General features: G+C 50.1%; 19 protein-coding genes and 1 riboswitch. Of the genes, 6 read left to right on the top strand and 13 right to left on the bottom strand.

Translation table 11 applies throughout. The features are described from left to right. Positions 1-75: 75 nt before the first annotated feature. Complete coding sequence (cmpA, locus tag I8U19_RS15750) at positions 76-225, top strand: cortex morphogenetic protein CmpA (RefSeq protein WP_152568605.1); 150 nt, start codon at positions 76-78, stop codon at positions 223-225. Positions 226-292: 67 nt separating this feature from the next. On the opposite strand, the gene I8U19_RS15745 is transcribed toward cmpA, so the two are convergent. The 12 genes from I8U19_RS15745 to acpS all read right to left on the bottom strand — a co-directional run bounded on the left by I8U19_RS15745 (position 293) and on the right by acpS (position 11,331). Next, positions 293-2,446 (bottom strand): Tex family protein, encoded by a 2,154-nt coding sequence (locus tag I8U19_RS15745; protein ID WP_198056449.1) that lies wholly within the window; start codon positions 2,444-2,446, stop codon positions 293-295. 279 nt (positions 2,447-2,725) lie between these two features. Beyond that, positions 2,726-3,511, bottom strand: coding sequence for an RNA polymerase sigma factor SigB (gene sigB / locus I8U19_RS15740; RefSeq protein ID WP_198056448.1), 786 nt, complete (start codon positions 3,509-3,511; stop codon positions 2,726-2,728). Beyond that, positions 3,474-3,962, bottom strand: coding sequence for an anti-sigma B factor RsbW (gene rsbW, locus I8U19_RS15735; protein WP_033101974.1), 489 nt, complete (start codon positions 3,960-3,962; stop codon positions 3,474-3,476). Before rsbW ends, sigB begins: the two co-directional genes overlap by 38 nt. Further along, entirely contained in the window at positions 3,959-4,291 is a 333-nt protein-coding gene (locus tag I8U19_RS15730; protein ID WP_033101975.1) for an STAS domain-containing protein, read from the bottom strand. The genes rsbW and I8U19_RS15730 overlap by 4 nt, the downstream gene beginning before the upstream one ends. A gap of 40 nt (positions 4,292-4,331) precedes the next feature. Then, on the bottom strand, positions 4,332-5,336 hold the full coding sequence (locus I8U19_RS15725; protein WP_198056447.1) for a PP2C family protein-serine/threonine phosphatase: 1,005 nt from the start codon (positions 5,334-5,336) through the stop codon (positions 4,332-4,334). Between the two features lie 225 nt (positions 5,337-5,561). Next, entirely contained in the window at positions 5,562-5,912 is a 351-nt protein-coding gene (locus tag I8U19_RS15720; RefSeq protein WP_022738671.1) for a type II toxin-antitoxin system PemK/MazF family toxin, read from the bottom strand. A gap of 5 nt (positions 5,913-5,917) precedes the next feature. After that, positions 5,918-6,169, bottom strand: a complete 252-nt coding sequence (locus I8U19_RS15715) for a CopG family ribbon-helix-helix protein (protein ID WP_181735445.1) — start codon at positions 6,167-6,169, stop codon at positions 5,918-5,920. Positions 6,170-6,420: 251 nt separating this feature from the next. Continuing rightward, positions 6,421-7,590 carry an alanine racemase gene (gene alr, locus I8U19_RS15710; RefSeq protein WP_033101997.1) on the bottom strand — a complete coding sequence of 390 codons (1,170 nt, stop codon included), beginning with the start codon at positions 7,588-7,590 and terminating at the stop codon, positions 6,421-6,423. A gap of 13 nt (positions 7,591-7,603) precedes the next feature. Continuing rightward, positions 7,604-8,032 (bottom strand): hypothetical protein, encoded by a 429-nt coding sequence (locus I8U19_RS15705; RefSeq protein ID WP_033101977.1) that lies wholly within the window; start codon positions 8,030-8,032, stop codon positions 7,604-7,606. Positions 8,033-8,275: 243 nt separating this feature from the next. Further along, the gene (locus tag I8U19_RS15700) at positions 8,276-9,295 is read right to left on the bottom strand and encodes an outer membrane lipoprotein-sorting protein (protein ID WP_198056446.1); all 1,020 of its coding nucleotides are present in this window, start codon (positions 9,293-9,295) and stop codon (positions 8,276-8,278) included. Between the two features lie 41 nt (positions 9,296-9,336). After that, positions 9,337-10,878 carry an NAD(P)H-hydrate dehydratase gene (locus I8U19_RS15695; RefSeq protein WP_198056445.1) on the bottom strand — a complete coding sequence of 514 codons (1,542 nt, stop codon included), beginning with the start codon at positions 10,876-10,878 and terminating at the stop codon, positions 9,337-9,339. A 72-nt stretch (positions 10,879-10,950) separates the two neighbouring features. Further along, complete coding sequence (gene acpS, locus I8U19_RS15690) at positions 10,951-11,331, bottom strand: holo-ACP synthase (RefSeq protein ID WP_033101980.1); 381 nt, start codon at positions 11,329-11,331, stop codon at positions 10,951-10,953. 179 nt (positions 11,332-11,510) lie between these two features. Between acpS and I8U19_RS15685 the strand changes: the two genes are divergently transcribed. The 4 genes from I8U19_RS15685 (at position 11,511) to I8U19_RS15670 (ending at position 13,851) form a co-directional block, all read left to right on the top strand. Beyond that, on the top strand, positions 11,511-12,023 hold the full coding sequence (locus tag I8U19_RS15685; protein WP_198056444.1) for a MarR family winged helix-turn-helix transcriptional regulator: 513 nt from the start codon (positions 11,511-11,513) through the stop codon (positions 12,021-12,023). Further along, a complete protein-coding gene (locus I8U19_RS15680) occupies positions 11,978-12,955 on the top strand; it encodes a Rieske 2Fe-2S domain-containing protein (RefSeq protein WP_198056443.1) in 978 nt (325 codons plus the stop codon). Before I8U19_RS15685 ends, I8U19_RS15680 begins: the two co-directional genes overlap by 46 nt. 134 nt (positions 12,956-13,089) lie before the next feature. Further along, the gene (locus I8U19_RS15675) at positions 13,090-13,377 is read left to right on the top strand and encodes an antibiotic biosynthesis monooxygenase family protein (protein WP_033101982.1); all 288 of its coding nucleotides are present in this window, start codon (positions 13,090-13,092) and stop codon (positions 13,375-13,377) included. Positions 13,378-13,392: 15 nt separating this feature from the next. Further along, entirely contained in the window at positions 13,393-13,851 is a 459-nt protein-coding gene (locus I8U19_RS15670; RefSeq protein WP_033101983.1) for a hypothetical protein, read from the top strand. Positions 13,852-13,908: 57 nt separating this feature from the next. Here I8U19_RS15670 and I8U19_RS15665 read toward each other — a convergent pair whose 3' ends face one another. After that, positions 13,909-15,363: an amino acid permease gene (locus I8U19_RS15665; RefSeq protein ID WP_033101984.1), complete on the bottom strand. Its 1,455-nt coding sequence runs from the start codon at positions 15,361-15,363 to the stop codon at positions 13,909-13,911. A 109-nt stretch (positions 15,364-15,472) separates the two neighbouring features. Further along, positions 15,473-15,663, bottom strand: a riboswitch (Lysine riboswitch). 191 nt (positions 15,664-15,854) lie between these two features. On the opposite strand from I8U19_RS15665, the gene I8U19_RS15660 reads away from it, so the two are divergent. After that, on the top strand, positions 15,855-16,142 hold the full coding sequence (locus I8U19_RS15660; RefSeq protein WP_033101985.1) for a hypothetical protein: 288 nt from the start codon (positions 15,855-15,857) through the stop codon (positions 16,140-16,142). The last annotated feature ends 217 nt before the right edge of the window (positions 16,143-16,359 follow it).

Here is a 16,359-nt window from a genome sequence, read left to right as displayed (position 1 = left end):
CCTTTCAAAATCGGCTCACCGATCCTCTTTTCCATCATAAAATATTCCGAAAAGCCATAAAAGGGAGGACGAACCATGCCCCAGTGGCTCTATCGGCAACTTCGGCGCGCTTTTCTGGAAAAAGACCGCCGCCAGATCCGCCTGTTAAATCAGTGCTGGTTCCAATATCAAACAAGGGTATGCCAAATTACCTGTGCACGCGAAGTGCCCTCAAGCAGCGAGTAAAGCCTCCTTACGCACGAAACGCGGGAGTGCCGGCTTCTGCTGCCTGACGGGCACTTGCGCTAATATCTCACGACTCTTCCCGTTTAACCGGAATCATGCTCAAACCGACCCGCTCCCGTTCCACATCGACATTGATCACCCAAACATCGACAATATCACCGACCGTGACGATATCCATCGGATTGCGCACGAATTTTTCACTCATTTTTGAGATATGGACAAGCCCGTCATGCTTGAGTCCGATGTCGACAAAGGCGCCAAAATCAACCACATTGCGAACCGTTCCCTGCAAATGCATTCCCTCATGCAGATCTTCCAGCTTCAACACGTCCGAACGCAAAAGCGGTTTTGGCAGCTCATCCCGCGGATCGCGGCCGGGCCGGAGCAAAGCCTCAATGATATCTCTCAGCGTCGGGATGCCGCAATCGAGTTCTGCCGCGATTTTTTCCACATCAACCCGTTTTAATTTTTCCTTGCACTCATCACTGCCGATTTGCTCTTTCGTGATTTCAAGCCGTTGCAGCAGTTGGTCAGCCACCCGGTACGATTCGGGATGGATCGGTGTCTGATCAAGCGGATTGACTCCGTCGTGAATGCGCAAAAAGCCGATGCACTGTTCATAGGTCTTCGCCCCGAGGCGCGGAACTTCCTTTAGCTCCTCCCTGCTTTGAAAACGCCCCACCTCGTCCCGCCGCTTCACAATGTTTTTGGCGACCGAGGCACTGATGCCCGAAACATAGCCAAGCAGCGCAGGAGAGGCAGTATTCACGTCAACCCCCACATAGTTCACCGCAGACTCCACTACTGTCGTCAAACTTTCACTCAAACGCTTTTGCGAAACATCGTGTTGATACTGGCCGACCCCCACCGACTTCGGATCGATTTTGACGAGCTCCGCCAGCGGGTCCTGCAAGCGCCGGGCAATGGAAACAGCGCTGCGGCGGGCGGCGTCCAGATCAGGAAACTCTTCTTTGGCCAGTTTGGAAGCAGAGTAAACACTCGCTCCCGCTTCATTCACAATGATGTAATAGACGGAGCGCTTTGCTTCCTTGATCACGCTGGCGATAAACGCTTCCGTCTCCCGGGAGGCCGTTCCGTTTCCGATGGCGATAATCTCAATCGGATACTTGTCCAAAAGCGCCAATACCGTGCGTTTGGCTTCTTCGACTTTTTCCTGGGGCGGAGTGGGATAAATCACGCCGACTTCCAGCATTTTTCCGGTATCCGCCACCACGGCCCACTTGCATCCGGTTCGATAGGCAGGATCGACTCCTAACACCATCTTTCCTCTTACCGGCGGCTGCAACAGCAGGTGACGCAAATTTTCGGAAAAGATGCGGATCGCCTGTTCCTCCGCCTGCTCCGTCATTTGCGCGCGAACTTCTCTTTCGATGGAAGGTGCGATCAACCGTTTGTAGCTGTCCTGTGCCACCGCTTGCAAAAAATCATGGGCCGGAATCGGAAACCAGCGCAGCAGACGGCGATGAATCTCCTCCTCATCCACCGTGATTTTCACTTTCAGAATCTCTTCGCGTTCCCCGCGATTAACGGCGAGAATGCGGTGGGAAGGCATTTTATGTACGGGTTCACTAAATTCATAATACATTTCATAGACGGAACGAACTTCCGGATCTTTTGCCTTGGAAACAAGCATTCCGGTTTTCCAGGTAAATTCGCGCACCCATTTGCGAATTTCCGCGTCTTCGGACAGCTCCTCGGCCAGAATGTCCATTGCCCCTTGCAAGGCCTCTTCGCGTGAGTTCACTTCATTTTCTTCACTCACAAACTCATCGGCGCTTTGCTCGATCTCATCCTGGTCCTCCACTTGGAGCATGATGCGCGCCAACGGTTCCAATCCCTTTTCCCGTGCGATGGAAGCCCGGGTTTTCCGCTTCGGCCGGTAGGGGAGATAGAGATCTTCCACCTCTTGCAGCTTGACGGCCTCCATGATCTTCTGTCTCAGTTCATCCGTCAGTTTGCCCTGCTCATCGATCAGACGGATCACTTCTTCTTTCCGCTGATTGAGCTGGGTGGCATATTGGTATCGCTCTTCAATCGACCGCAATTGTTCCTCATCTAGTTCACCGGTTCTTTCTTTGCGATACCGGGCGATAAACGGAATGGTATTTCCTTCTTCCATGAGTTCAATGGCTGCTTTCACTTGGCGCGTTTCGATGCCGAGTGCGCCGGCGATTATCTCCATCATCTTCAGTTGGTCCATTTTCTTCCTCCTGCTTCTTTCACAAAAAGAAAATCACAGCCAGCCAAAGCATGTTGACGTATGGAATCGTACGGATCAAACCCGTTTTCAAAAATCCCATCCAAAATCAATCATTTGTTCATCAACATACCTGAAGCTAACCTCTATTTTAGCGAACTGACACCGGCAATGCATAAATTTTTGGCCGAAAAGCGAGGCGAACTGATGGCAATTCGCTTAAAGAAATGGTAAAAACAAAAAAAGAGCCCACCTTCTTTTCATCGGTCAGCTCCGTTACACCTATATGACTTCTGACGGTTCCATGCGAATTGCTTGCCGCAGTTTTTGCAAGGCTCTGCGTTGCAAGCGGGAGACGTGCATTTGCGAAATCCCCAGTTTGTCCCCGGCCTGCTTTTGGCTTAAGTTCTCAAAAAACGTCAATTTTAAAATTTCCTGCTCCCGCTCCGTTAACACGGAAAACACTTTTTCCAGGAGGAGCTTGCGGTCGATCTGATCAAAGCCGGCATCATTCGTTCCCACCAGGTCCAGCAGGGTAACCTGGCCGCCATCACTGCCTGCTTCGATCGGACTGTCAACCGAAACAGCATGATAGCTCCGTCCCATTTCCATCGTTTCCAAAACTTCCTCTTCCGTAACTCCCAGATATTCTGCAATTTCCTCCACTTTCGGTGAACGCTGCAATTTCGTCGTCAGCTCTTCCACTGCCGTTTTGATGCGAGGGCCCAATTCCTTGATTCTTCGCGGCACATGCACACTCCAAGTTTTATCGCGAATATGGCGCTTGATCTCACCGATGATCGTCGGCACGGCAAAACTCTCAAAACTGCGGCCGAGCGAGAGATCAAAACGCTTGAGCGATGCAATTAAGCCGATCATCCCAACCTGAACCAGATCCTCGTAGGGCTCCGAACCATGAGCAAATTTGAAAGCCAGTGTTTCCACGAGCTCCCTGAAATGGTCGATCAGCTGGTCTTGTGCCTGCGAATCCTCATCCTGTTGATATTTTTTGATTAACGCTTGCACCTGTTCATCGGTTAGGGTGGAAGGATGTGGACGACTCGACATGAGATTCCACCACGTCCTTTCGGATAAACTTGGTCATCGTTACGATTACTCCATTATCTCCCTTGATTTCAACTTCATCCATCAGCGTTTTCATGAGATATAAACCCAAACCGCGCTCCCGCAGCGAATTCATCGAACGCTCCATCCGGATCGGGCCGGTTCTTTTCTCAACTTCTTGCACGTCAAAACTGGTCCCCCGGTCAATCACTTCGATTTTGAGCCGGTTGGAAAAGATGTTGCAACTTACTTCTATCTCGCCTTCGCCGCCGCAATAAGCATGATCCACCGCATTGGTGCAGGCTTCCGATACGGCCAGCTTCAAATCTTCTATGTCATCGTATGAGAAACCCATGCGATTGGCAATTCCGGAGACCGCTAACCGGGCGATTCCAACGTAATCTGGCTTAGCGGGAATGGTCAAGTATACCAAATCTAAGGGTTTTTCACTCATAGTTGGCCTCCTCCTGCCTGATCTTCAATATCCATAATCTGATTTAAGTTCGTAATCTTGAAAAGCCGGTTCAATCGGGCGTTCATTCCCGTTAAAACGAGTTTTCCAGATGTTGCCCGTTGTGCTTTGTAGGCACCGATGAGCACACCCAATCCCGTGCTGTCGATGTAAGTCACTTTGGAGAGGTTTACTGTAATCTGGCTTCCTCCCTGACACAAAGGCAGCAATTTCTCACGCAGCTGCGGGGCGGTATAGACGTCCACTTCGCCCTCCACCGAGATCGCGATGCGGTTCTCCTTTTCTATTTTTTCATGAATTACAAGATTCATACGTTTTTAACCTCCTCAAAAAAGCGAAGACGGCTGCTGTCTATCCAATCCGTTTTAAAATCAATATCGTTTGATCATCCCGTATCTTGTAGTTCGTCATTTCATAGAGTTTTTGGTGGATTGCTTCCACTGCCTCCTGAGCCGGCATATGAATATATCCCTGAATCAATTGCTTAAGAGTTTCCCGTTCTATAAATTCACCATTCACTCTGCATTCCGTTACGCCATCCGAAAACAACACAATTGCATCATGAGGTTGGAGTGAAATCGTATCCTCCGGGTATTCGGCATCTCTGGACACCCCGAGCACAAGTCCTCGCGTCTTCAAGTCGAGAAAATCTTGTTCAGCCGCTCTGTAAAAGAGTCCCGGCTCGTGTCCGGCTGTGGCATAGCGAAATTGGTGATTTCTCGAATCATATACCCCGTAGACCATGGTGATAAACATACTGGGGTCGACATTGCGCTCCACCACGATATTGAGATCCTTTAATACCTCTGCCGGCGAAAGCGGCTGGGTTCCCAGCCGGTCCATCGCGTATTTGATCATCGACATGCACAGGGCAGCGGGAATTCCTTTCCCGATGATGTCGGAAATGGCGATTCCAATGGAACCCACCCCGTGATCGACAAAGTTGTAATAATCCCCGCTCATCTGATTGGCGGCCACACTGATCACACCGATATCGACTCCTTCCAGGGAAGGGGTTTTGGAGGGAAGGAGCGTTTGCTGCATGCCGACAGCCACTTCGATCTCATTTTCAAGCTCCCGCTGGCGATTCATCAATTTCTCCCGTTCCCGGTAAGCAATCCCATAACCGATCATCATTTCGAGCAACAGATCAAAAGATGCTTTCACTTCGGCAGGCAAGTCGGGGAACAGCGATTTCATCGTCCGCACGTGGGCATTTACCACCTCGTCAGGGGGAATCCGCTTTTCCATAAACCATTTGGAAAGTTGTTGCGCACTGTACAAATGATCTTCCTTGCTCGTTTTCACATAGGAAGCGAGCAGCTTTTCATACAATTTTTTCAAATGAATATCCATAGAAAGGTCCCCTTGATCAGCCGTCAATTAGAAAAACCTCCAAGTTGATTTCCTTTGAGACCAGACGGGCATGTAAAAAGATAAAATCAGAAAATCTATTTGCAAATTTTCGCAGCTTGTCTTTCTCTCTCATATGAACTGATTTTGAAACTAAAATATCATAGATTGCCGCAGAAATGAATAACACACCAACACAAAAAAGAGAATGGAAAAAAATCCATTCTCCTAAAAATCGATCATGCCCAAGCTGATCATCAGGGCCTCATTTACACGACTCATCATCTCGTCGTCCAAATGAGTGATTTTATCCGTCAATCGCTGTTTGTCAATTGTACGAATTTGCTCCAGCAAAATAACAGAATCACGGTCAAACCCATAAGCTTTGGCATCGATTTCCACATGTGTAGGCAACTTAGCCTTTTGGATTTGGGCTGTAATCGCGGCGACGATCACGGTGGGGCTAAACCGATTGCCAATATCATTTTGAATTACCAAAACAGGCCGAACCCCACCTTGTTCGGATCCGACCACAGGGGAGAGATCTGCGAAATAGACATCGCCACGTTTAACAATCAAATCGGTTACACCCCGCTAACCAATCGATCCAAAGTATCTTCAGCCTCTTCCTCCGCTACAAATGCCTCAGAAGCAATGTTGAGATTGATGCGAGCCATTTCCATATAGCCTCTTTGCATCATTTCGCGGATGAGACGTTTTTTCCGCTCCTGGAGATACATTTTCATCGCCTGGCGAATAAACTCGCTGCGATTTGAGTTATCTCGCGCAACCATACCATCCACTTCTTGAAGCAAATTTGTTGGCAGGCTGATCATGATTCTTTTTGTACCGGACAAATGAAGCACCCCCAACCAATCATCACCGTTAACATTTCCCCTATCAATACTACCATTATGCCGAAGATGTTGCAAAAATATACTTACTTACAAGCAATAAAAGTAAGATGGAAAACAGACATAGTTAAATTTATTCGTCCGGAAGGCTAAAATTCCTTCTCAACCAATTGTAATACTAAAAAAGTTGCCGAATGTCCAGTCTGCCAGCTAATTTTCAGCAAATCGACAACCTAAAAACGCAAGCGGTTGACGATTTCCACTACTTCTCCCTCTTTTCGATAAACCCGGGGAATGCGATGGCTGAGCGTACTGACCACTTCATAGCTGATTGTCCCCAACAGCTTGGCAACTTCATCCACCGTGATACATTCACCATACTGCTCTCCGTATAGCACCACCTCATCCCCGATCTCAACCGGCATGGCATTCGTCACATTTAACATCAACTGGTCCATGCAGACACGGCCCACGATCGGAACTCTCCGCCCCCGTACCAGGGCAAATCCGCGATTGGACAGATGGCGGTTCACACCATCCGCATAGCCGACCGGAACAGCGGCAATCCACTCGTCACCGTCCGAGATATAGGTTTTGCCGTAGCTGACGCCCGTTCCTGCCGGCGGCTGCTTCAAATCGGCAATCCTCGTTTTCAGGGTGAGAGCAGGGCGAAGATTGACGGCAGTGCGGTTCACCTGATCCGACGGGTAGTAACCGTAAAGGCTGATCCCGACGCGTGCCATGCGATATGCATGATCGGACAAGTCGATCGCGCCGCCGCTATTGGCAATATGAGGAAGAGGAATCGAAATCCCTTCCTTCTCCAAGCGGTTTAAAACCTCGGCAAACCGCCTCTCCTGGTACAGAGCATACTCTTTATCCGCCTGATCGGAAGTCGCGTAATGGGTAAAAATCCCTTCGACCTCGACCGATTTCAATTCCAAGGCCCGTTTGACAAAAGCGACTGCTTCATCAGGGAACAATCCCAACCTGCCCATCCCTGTATCCAATTTTACATGGACGCGCGCCCGGATTCCCAACCTGGCCGCTTCCCGTTCAATGGTTTGCAACGATTCGTGATGGTAGACGGTAAGGGTAAGTCCGGCCTTCAGCGCTTCGGCAACGGCATGATCCGGTGTCAATCCCAACACCAGAACCGGTGCCTCTATGCCCGCCCGGCGCAACTCGATGCCTTCATCTTCAAAAGCAACCGCCAAATATTCCGCTCCCGCCTCAAGCGCGGTTTTCGCGACCTGAACCGCACCATGTCCGTAGGCATTCGCCTTTACCACAGCCATGATTTTGACATCCGGGCCAAGATGGCGGCGGAATTCTCTGACATTATGGGCGATTGCATCCAAATCCACCACCACGACCGTGTCGCGCCCGATCTTCGTTTCCATTGTTTCCTTCGTTTCATAACAATCCACGTTTGACCACTTCCAATTGACCATTAAGTGCACCAAGGAACGCATCACTAACCAGAATGGCTATCTTTCTGCTCCCGAATAAATAAACATAAGGCAAGCCGAACTCCTGTTCCAAATCTCTCAGCGGCAGCACTTTTTTTCTCTTGCCCCAACAGATTTCCAACCGGTCCGGAAAAAGAAGATAATGCGGACGAAATAAGAACAGATAAATGGCCGGCGGCAGGAACAGGGTGATGAGAATATCGGCAACCAGCCCCATGATAAAACCGGAACTGCGCGGCGGACAGGAAAGCCACACCGCTCCGAGTCCGAGCAGAAAGATCAGGGATTCAAACAGACGCATCCGTTTGCTCTTGCGAAAGAGAAGCACCTTGTAGGAAGAGCGCTCCTCCCTGACCAGCTGCTGTTTGGCCATACATTGTCATCCTTCTGCGTTTAAGTCTCTGGCAACTATCCTGTATTATATCAAATCTTTGCTGAAATATCCGAGAAAAATACAGCACAACACGGAAGATGAGAGCATAAGCACCCGCAAGGGGGAGTTGCCCCCCTGACCTGCCATGCGAACATGGGGAGGTTAAGAAGAAACACGACCTTGCCGGAAAACAAACTTGAACAGAAAAATGGACAGCCTTTGACGGTGTCCACTTGTGATCCTTTATTTTGCCGGCTGGTCGTACAGGGAATTGGCGATTTTAATCATTTCCGATTCTGCCAGATCTCCCAGCAGCTCATAGTCGACCCCATCGTACGTCCAGGTGAGCCGTTTCCGATCGCCCATTTCCAAAAGTACTCCTACGGTCTGCACCAAATCGACCGGTTTCCCCATGATCGGCAGACTGGCAGCAATCTCCTGAGTACGGCGTTCCGTCAGGGTAAAGGATTTCTCGCCTTTAAACCGTAAAACGGCCACCGGACCATTGGGTGTTTGAATGGTCTGCTCATTCGCCAGCCGGATTCCATCAGGAACATAACCAGGAATCACGGAGGATATATCCTGCTTCTCCTGTTTTACTGCTGCCAATGCCTGTTTTGACTGGGACGGCATCGGCTGTAAATTGCGCTGCGTATCGAAAGCATCTTTGTCAAAATGAGCATCGGGCTTAAACCGGTCAAAGCTGACCGTCATCAACAGGTCATTTTCTTGATCCAGCACATCCACTTTCTTGGGGTTCAGATCATGGTCCAACCAGATCCTCTGTTTGACCGCCTGCTTGTTAAACGGATATTTGGCGACAACTTCAAAGCGGTAATCATTTTTCCCGGCCTGAAACTGGCGGCCCTGGTCATCGACAATGCTTTGCAACAGCGTTTGGTAAATATAGATTTGCCCGCCCGTATACGGCCAATCGCTTTGAAAGCGGAAGCTCTTTTTCAAACTTGGCGATAAAACGTACACACCCTCATCATTTCTCAACAAAATCTGCGCGGTATTTTTCTTCAAATTCCGAAGGGCCACACGGTAATACCCGGGCTTTTTATACCATACTTCCACATCGTATTCCTGTGGTTCCTGCCCTGATAAAATCGCCATTTTTCCATGGCTGATATAAGACTCGAGATCCTCGGAGCGCTTTGATAAATCGCTGACCACATCTTTGGCATCTTTCGTCCCGCATCCGGCGAGCGGCAGGATCAAAAGCCCGAGCAGGACAAAGATCCAGATCTTCCGACACATTCAAATCCGCCCTTTCGTCAATTTCCCGGGAAATGTGTCGGCTAGTAAGGGACAGTCGTCGATCTCACCCGGGCTATCGCCCGGAGCAGGTCATCAACCATTACACCATGAGAGGAAGGCCCGGCGATTTCCCCCGCTTTCCCATGCAAATAAACGGCCATCGGCACCGCTTTTTCAGCAGGAATGCGCTGGGCGAGCAGAGAACCGATCATTCCGGTCAAAAGGTCGCCTGAACCTGCTTTGGCCAGAGCAGGGCTTCCGGTGGGGTTCAGTACCTGCTTGCCATCCGGAAAAGCAATTACGGTATATCTCCCTTTTAAAACGACAAACATATCTGTTTTCAGTGCCAATTGCCGGGCCACTTGATGACGCTGGACTTCGACTTCTGCTGTGGAGGAACCGATCAGGCGAGCCATTTCTCCCGGATGCGGGGTCAAAATCGTGACGGCTCCCTTTTTTCTCCACCGGAATAAGGAAGGATGCGCTGCCAGAATATTCAAGGCATCTGCATCCAAAACGAGAGGTACCTCCACTTCCTCCATCAGCTGGCCAAGCCATTGTTCTTCACCGGCAAACCGGCCCAGCCCCGGACCAACCGCCACTGCGGAAAAGCGCTCTCGCTTCTCCTTCCAAACGTCTGCGCTGCCTGCGTCGAAAACTTCCTGCCCCGGCCAGCTCCAGATCAGCTGCTGTGTCACTTTGGCCGCCAATGCCAGCCGTTCCGATTCCGGCACTGTTAAGGTGACATAACCGGCCCCCATGCGATAGGCCGCTTCACCCGCCATCACCACGGCTCCGAGCATTCCCCCGGCCCCGCCGATCACGTGTAAATGCCCATAGGTTCCCTTGTGCGCCCATTCCTGTCTCGGCTGTGCATACTCCTGCCACAAACAGGGAGTATTCAGTCGCGCCCGCGGTTCCCTTTCTGTTTTCTCATGACCGGAAAAAATCCCGATCTCCGCCACTTTCAGCTTCCCGCGCACGTTTGCTCCCGGACGTAAATAATGACCCCATTTCGGATACTGGAATGTGACCGTCAAATCGGCCCGCACAGCTTCATTTTCAATCGCTCCCGTATCGGCATCGACACCGGAAGGGAGATCAACGGACACCACAAACGGAGACGGTGTTTGATTCAGCCGGCGAACCACCTCGTCCATCGGCGGCCGGAGTCCCCCGCGCGTTCCTGTTCCAAGCAAGGCATCGACGACGACGGTTGCTTCAGCCAAGTGACGGAACAATCTCTCTTTTTGCCCGTCCGAATAATGCCACACCGGAGCATAGCGACAGCAAACCTGATAAAAAACGCCGGCATCCGCTGACATTTTTTCTTTCGAACCTATAAACCACATATGCACCTTCCAGCCGCGATCGAGCAGATGGCGGGCCACCACCCAACCGTCCCCGCCGTTATTTCCTGCCCCGGCAAGCACGGTGGCCGTTTTCGGCTTTGGAAAGCGAAGGAAAATCTCTTCCGCGACCGCTCTGCCGGCATTCTCCATCAACACGATCCCCGGCAGGCCGATCTCCTCAATGGTGTAGCGATCCAGTTCGCGCATTTCCCTGGCGGTTACCAGATACACGTTTGTCCCTCCTAACCGCGTTATATATGTATGTCCACCCAAAAAGAGTTATGATTCAATTGCCGGAAACCCCTAGAGCACAACTTCCTCAATCACCGCCATCGCCATCGCATATTGCCGGCTGTGCGAAATGGACAAATGTACGGCAATCTCCTTATCGGCAAAGATGGCTGCGAAAGCAGATTCGGAAAGAAAAACGCAGGGTTTGCCCTTATGATCATTGAGAATCTCGATATCCAAAAAGGAGCAATTCCCGCCGATCCCGGTGCCAAGCGCTTTGGCCACCGCCTCTTTGGCGGCAAATCGTCCGGCGATATATTCCAGTTCCCGCCCCGGTTGTTCCGGCTTCAACGTACGTTCGCGTTCAGTCAGAATCCGTCTGGCAAGCCGGTGAACGCCGATCTCTTCTATTCGCTCCAATTCCACCAAATCAGTTCCAATGCCTCTGATCACTCATTTCACATCCTGCTTTCAGATTATTACCAGTATACCACGGGAAACTGCCCTGCTTTATCCTTTTCCGCAGAGCTGATTCGGTGCAAAAATTGTTTTTTACAAAAACGTTTGTTGTACAAACATTTTTTATGATAATATTCTTGATGACACATCGACTTCCGAAGGGGTGAGATGAGTTGACAAAGGAAACCCTGCCCGATCTCTTGACGAATTCGCTCGGCTTTAACTTTGGCCGTTTCGCGGCAATTGGAAGAAAGCTTTTTCATCAGAAGCTGCTGCCTCTCGGGGTGGATGACACCCAGTTAAGCGTGCTGGCGATCTTAAATGAAAAAGGTCCGCTCGTTCAGGCGAGATTAAGCGATTACTTGGGAATCGATAAAGCGACGATGGTCAGTTTGGTCAATGCCTTAAAGTCGAAAGGCCTGGTTTCCAAAAAACCGCATCCTTCCGATCGACGCGCACACCATGTTTATATTACCGATCGCGGTCGGGAAACTTTATGGCAATCTTGGGAGATTTCCCAGGAGTTCACCGACGAATTATTTTCCGTCCTGAGCAGCGAAGAAAGAGCCATGCTGATCGACATGTTGAACAGACTGTACCATCATTCCGTCGAACTTCAAGAGAAAGGGAGAGATGAAAAGTGTCAAAACCCACCCAACCCACATTACCTTCCGACACATCGGTAGTGCCCAAGGCGTGGTATGCCATTGCCTGGTCAAGCGAATGCAAAGAAAAACCGATTAAACGAAAAGTGGCAAATATCGATTTTGTTCTGTTTCGCAATAAGGAAGGACAAATCCAGGCCGTTCAAGCGTATTGCTCCCACCGTGGCGCTGATCTGTCAACGGGAAAAGTAATCAATGGCTGTGTGCAATGCCCGTATCACGGGTGGGAATTCAGCGGAGATGGGAGATGCCGGAAGATTCCCGCCCATCCCGAACGGGACATTCCCGACTTTGCGCACATCCAGTCGTTCCCTGTACAAGAAAAAGCCGGCATGATTTGGATTTATCCTGATTCTTCAACGAAAGCGCCGGATTTACACCTCTTTCCGATTTTAGAGGAGCCGCAGTTTGTCTACAGTCCTTACCAAATGGTGTGGAAGGCCCATTTGACAAGAGTGGTGGAAAGCGTACTGGATGTGGCGCATCTCGCTTTTGTTCACAAACAAACCATCGGAAAAGGCCTGTCTCCCGAGATCAATGATCTCTCCTTTCAAGCGGAAAAAGATGACATCCATTTTCAAAAAGGAACCAATCGCTTTCATTACCGTTTTCCAAACCAATGGATTCAATACTTGGGAAAAAACGAAACCAAAATGTTCACATTTGCCACATTCACTCCGCTGGATCACGAAACCACGGTGATTTTCAGCCAGATCGGGCGGACCTTTGCCAAACGGGTTCCCTTCATCGGAAAATATTTATCTCATTTTGGCCTTCGCGTTTTAAAGGAAGATCAATTAATAGTGGAAGGCCAGCATCCCCGTCCCATCCCGGAAGCTTTGCGAATGGAAGCCCATGTGCCATCTGACGGCGTCCAAGTCCGCTTTCGCCATCGTTGGTATCAGTTTTTGAAAAACGAAACGGAGCACCTGCTAGTGAGAGGAAGCGAATAAAAATATTCGGAAAGAACCGAATCATCCTCTTTTCATTTGCTGATTCCCTTACAAACGTTTTCATTCAAAGAAAACGTGATATAGTATGGAATAGAATTGGCTTTACCCATCTGATCATGCTGGGAGGATCTTCCATGTACCAAGTAAACAACCGGATTGAAATTACTTCGCCGGAACATCTGCAAACCCTGAAAGAGCGTTTTGCCAACGCTCCGCAATCGATGACACGCGTTCCCGGATTTGTTTCCTTCCGTTTGCTGGAGGCGGAGGACGGATCTCATGTCATTGCCGAAACTGTTTTTGCTTCAAAGGAAGATTTTCTGGCCTGGATTGAAAGCGATCATTTTAAACACGCCCATGGCGGTCGCAGCGGTGACCCCGGACGCCCTGAACTTGCCCGCTATTATGTGGCGATCACGTAAAAGGAGCGACGATTGATGAATGCATATTCCCTGGTTCTCTTTGTCCATGTATTGCTCATCGCCTCCTGGTTCGGCGGCATTTCCTTAATGGCCATGGTCCTCCGGGATGCCATCCGTTCCAATGAAGGCGGAACGATGGCCCGGGCAATCAGCCGCGCCCAGCGGTGGAACCTGACCATGTTTGTCCCGACGGCCCTGTTGGTGCTCATCAGCGGAATGTATCTTCTGTATGTACAGTTGACCTTACATAACGAAGCGCTGTGGCTGATGGTAAAAGAGCGGTTCGGCAGCCTGTTTGTCATTGTTTATATCCTTTACATCGTTTTCTACGGAAGAAAAACGCTGAACCAGGTTCAGGCTGCGGAAAACGAGCCGGAGAAGGCAAAATCCCTTTTAAAACGCTACATCATGGTACTCAACATCTCCCTTCTCTGCATGGTTGTGCTTATTTTCTTCGTCACCACCAAAATTTAACGCCCAATGCAAAAGAAAACGGCAGGTCGCACGATGTCGACTTGCCGTTTTCCGATTTCACTCCCCATTCGATTCCAAATCCACTTCTTTTAAAGGAATCACTTTTGTTTTTTTCACCCATTTATAGCCGAGCCACAGCAGGATAAACAGCGGAAGGCCGATATACGAGACTAAAATGCCGTTCCAGTCAATCGTATTTCCGGTAAAAGCCTGGTAATTTTGCCCGACAATCACGATCACGCATAAAACGAGCGCGAAGAGCGGGCCGAACGGGAACCATTTCGCCCGGTAAACCAAGTGGTTCAGATCACGCCCCTGCGCAACATAAGCCCGGCGAAAGCGGTAGTGGCTGATCGCAATTCCCAGCCAGGCGATAAACCCGGACAGCCCGGAAGCGTTCAGCAGCCAGATGTAAATTTTCCCCTGACCGACCAGCGAAGCCAGAAAGGCAACAGCCCCGACTGCTGTCGTCAGAAGCAACGCGAAAACCGGAACACCCCGACGGTTTACTTTGGCAAAGAGTTTCGGCGCTTTCCCTTCTTTGGCCATTTGCCAGAGCATCCGCGTCGAAGCATACATTCCCGAGTTGCCTGCGGACAGCACGGATGTCAGGATCACCGCGTTCATCACCGAGGCGGCAAAAGCCAATCCGGCTTTTTCAAAAATGATCGTAAACGGGCTTTTGGCGATTTGGTTTACGTCACCGCCGACCAAATTCGGATTGGTATAAGGAAGAACAAGTCCCATCACTAAAATCGCCAATGCATAAAACAACAAGATTCGCCAAAAGACCTGACGGATGGCTTTGGGAACATTTTTCCGCGGGTTTTCACTCTCTCCGGCGGCCACACCGACCAGCTCCGTCCCCTGGAAGGAAAATCCGGCGATCATAAATACGCTTAAAATCCCGAGCCACCCATGATGGAAGGGAGCGTCGTTGATCGTGAAGTTTTTAAAGCCGATCGCTTCTCCGCCCATAATCCCGAAGATCATCAATAAACCGATCACGATAAAAATGATAACCGTTGCCACTTTAATAAAAGAAAACCAATATTCCGATTCCCCGTATCCCTTTACGGACAATGCGTTCAATCCAAACATCAGCAGGAGGAAAAGGGCGCTCCACAAAATGGACGGCGAATGCGGAAACCAATAATCCATAATCAATGAGCCCGCCGACAGCTCAACAGCAATGGTAATCGCCCAGTTATACCAGTAATTCCATCCCATGGCAAATCCCAGCGCCGGATCGACAAACCTTCCGGCATAGGTGCTGAATGACCCCGCAACAGGCATAAACGTCGCCATTTCCCCCAAGCTGGTCATCAGGAAATAGACCATGATCCCAATGGCGAGATAGGCGACAAGCGCTCCACCCGGCCCCGCCTCCGAAATCGAAGCCCCGCTGGCCAGGAACACTCCCGTGCCAATCGAACCGCCAATTGCAATCATGGACAGATGTCTTGCCTTCAGCCCTCGTTTAAGTTCTGGTGACCGGTTTTGTTGACTCATAAAATCAAACACCTTTCATTATTTGATCGCGAGGTGGCTTGGGCAATAAAAAAACCGTCCCAATGCTCTCGTATTGAACGGACGGTTTGAGTGAACCCACACTCTACCCCCGCAAGATAGCGCACCACGTTTCCCGGGAAAGAAAACGTGACAGTGCTGCACCTGTTCGGACACAGCCCCAACCCGGACGCCCGGAGCCGGCAACCGGATTTCGGCGGCTTTTCCTTTCATTTGCAGTCATCAGTCAATCTCCGAACCTCGCACAAATTACTCTTAAAAGCCGCGACCTCTACCTCACCGTAGGATCGATGAGGGTGACTATGCACTTGTTCCATACGTCCTTTAGTATAGTAAAAAGTCAAAAGATCAACAAGGGAAATATTTGCTAGCAAGGAAATCACCGTAAGGTAAAGGACGCCGCCGGCAGAACAGGTTGTATTCATTTTTGATTTATCCTTTATAATGAAAAGAAGCAAAAGGAGGGAACCCCGATGGAAAAGCGCAAACGACGAATTCGCGAAAAAGCGAAACAAATCCATGATCAGTTGAAAAAGAAAGCGAATCTGGAAGAGATTTATCATACAAAGAGTTATTGCGAACAATGTGAAAATCAGGTTTGGCCTTGGGAAATCCATGTGGTGGAACAGCCCGATGGCACGGAAATGTGGGCCTGCCAAGCCTGTGTCAGGGAACATAACTTCCCTCTCTCCGAAAAGGAACATGCACTTGAGTTCGAAGCAAGACGCATGGCCGCCAAATGGCTGTTCCTGCGTGCGTGAAAAGGTTTACCCGGTTCAACAGGATTGTTCGCGTTGTAGCGCGGGATGGATGGCGATAACACTGCTTCACCCCCCCGGCGGCAATGGATTGCCATAAAAATCAGTGACGACACCTCCCGCCTCCTCTGCCGGTTTTTTCCCTGCACCAGAATCGCGGAAGATGCACGCCGGCAAAACCAGGCGGTCAGTGCCGGGAGATCATCAACCATTGGACACC

Origin of the sequence: Thermoactinomyces sp. CICC 10523 (assembly GCF_016055105.1) — a bacterium.
Taxonomy (GTDB): domain Bacteria; phylum Bacillota; class Bacilli; order Thermoactinomycetales; family Thermoactinomycetaceae; genus Thermoactinomyces_A; species Thermoactinomyces_A daqus.
Note: the sequence above shows the minus strand (reverse complement) of the source record. Positions and strands in the feature narration are given on the sequence as shown.

Excerpts from the sequence above, each read along its gene's own strand:
- cmpA (WP_152568605.1), top strand. The coding sequence starts at position 76 with ATGCCCCAGTGGCTCTATCGGCAACTTCGGCGCGCTTTTCTGGAAAAA.
- I8U19_RS15745 (WP_198056449.1), bottom strand. The coding sequence starts at position 2,446 with ATGGACCAACTGAAGATGATGGAGATAATCGCCGGCGCACTCGGCATC.
- sigB (WP_198056448.1), bottom strand. The coding sequence starts at position 3,511 with ATGTCGAGTCGTCCACATCCTTCCACCCTAACCGATGAACAGGTGCAA.
- rsbW (WP_033101974.1), bottom strand. The coding sequence starts at position 3,962 with ATGAGTGAAAAACCCTTAGATTTGGTATACTTGACCATTCCCGCTAAG.
- I8U19_RS15730 (WP_033101975.1), bottom strand. The coding sequence starts at position 4,291 with ATGAATCTTGTAATTCATGAAAAAATAGAAAAGGAGAACCGCATCGCG.
- I8U19_RS15725 (WP_198056447.1), bottom strand. The coding sequence starts at position 5,336 with ATGGATATTCATTTGAAAAAATTGTATGAAAAGCTGCTCGCTTCCTAT.
- I8U19_RS15715 (WP_181735445.1), bottom strand. The coding sequence starts at position 6,169 with ATGATCAGCCTGCCAACAAATTTGCTTCAAGAAGTGGATGGTATGGTT.
- alr (WP_033101997.1), bottom strand. The coding sequence starts at position 7,590 with ATGGAAACGAAGATCGGGCGCGACACGGTCGTGGTGGTGGATTTGGAT.
- I8U19_RS15705 (WP_033101977.1), bottom strand. The coding sequence starts at position 8,032 with ATGGCCAAACAGCAGCTGGTCAGGGAGGAGCGCTCTTCCTACAAGGTG.
- I8U19_RS15700 (WP_198056446.1), bottom strand. The coding sequence starts at position 9,295 with ATGTGTCGGAAGATCTGGATCTTTGTCCTGCTCGGGCTTTTGATCCTG.
- I8U19_RS15675 (WP_033101982.1), top strand. The coding sequence starts at position 13,090 with ATGTACCAAGTAAACAACCGGATTGAAATTACTTCGCCGGAACATCTG.
- I8U19_RS15670 (WP_033101983.1), top strand. The coding sequence starts at position 13,393 with ATGAATGCATATTCCCTGGTTCTCTTTGTCCATGTATTGCTCATCGCC.
- I8U19_RS15665 (WP_033101984.1), bottom strand. The coding sequence starts at position 15,363 with ATGAGTCAACAAAACCGGTCACCAGAACTTAAACGAGGGCTGAAGGCA.
- I8U19_RS15660 (WP_033101985.1), top strand. The coding sequence starts at position 15,855 with ATGGAAAAGCGCAAACGACGAATTCGCGAAAAAGCGAAACAAATCCAT.